Origin of the sequence: Zoogloea oryzae (assembly GCF_030161255.1) — a bacterium.
In the GTDB taxonomy this organism is placed as follows: Bacteria; Pseudomonadota; Gammaproteobacteria; order Burkholderiales; family Rhodocyclaceae; genus Zoogloea; species Zoogloea oryzae.
Genome location: NZ_BSPX01000254.1, coordinates 1 through 774, shown reverse-complemented (window position 1 = coordinate 774; position 774 = coordinate 1). Strand labels below are relative to the sequence as shown.

1 protein-coding gene is annotated in these 774 nt (G+C 74.0%); it reads right to left on the bottom strand.

From position 1 onward, the window contains the following. Window positions 1-192: 192 nt before the first annotated feature. Window positions 193-705, bottom strand: coding sequence for a type II secretion system protein M (locus QQK25_RS23320; RefSeq protein ID WP_284190097.1), 513 nt, complete (start codon window positions 703-705; stop codon window positions 193-195). Between the last annotated feature and the right edge of the window lie 69 nt (window positions 706-774).

Below are 774 nucleotides of genomic sequence, written 5' to 3'. Positions count from 1 at the left end.
CCGCTGGCGTCGCGGCTGGCCAGCACGCCGCGGCCGTGCCACAGGCTGCCTTCGGCCTGCTGCAGGCGCAGCCCGCCGTCGGTGGCACGGGCGACGAGGCCATCCACCAGCCGCGCCGGCGCCTTGGCGACCAGCAGCGCGAGGGCGAAGGCGAGGAAGAACAGCAGCTTGCGGCGCATGGCGGGACTGGAATCAGTTGCTACCTGCCACCAGCACCAGATCGACGCTGGCGGTGGTGCCCTGCTGCTGGAGTTCCATCCGCGCCACGCGCAGGCCCTGGTCTTTCTGGAGGGCGGCGAGCCAGGCGACGAGCTCGTCGAAGCCGGCCTGGCCTTTGACCTGCAGGCCGTCGCCCATGGTCTGGATGGCGAGGCCGAGGCCGCGGGTCTTGGCCGAGGCCTGCACCATCTCGAGCAGGGCCGGGCCGGTGGGGCGCTGGGGCACGGGCTGGGCGCGCAGGCGGGCGATCTCGGTGGCGGATTCCTGCACCTGCTCCAGCTGGGCTTCGGCGCGGGGCAGGCTGCGGCCCAGGCGGATGCGCTCGCTGCGGCTCCAGTCCAGCAAATTGACGACGAGCGCCACGCCGATAACGGTGGCGGCGGCGATCAGCAGGGTGCGCTCCCGCGGGTTGCGGGCCTGCCAGGCGTTGGCGAGGCGGGTGATCGGGCAGCTGGCGGCCTGGGCGAGGGGCGTGGGGGCGCTCATTGCAGGTTCTCCCGGCGCAGCAGCAGGTGGGGCGTGGCGCCGTCGGCGCGCAGGTTGGCGAGCAGGCCG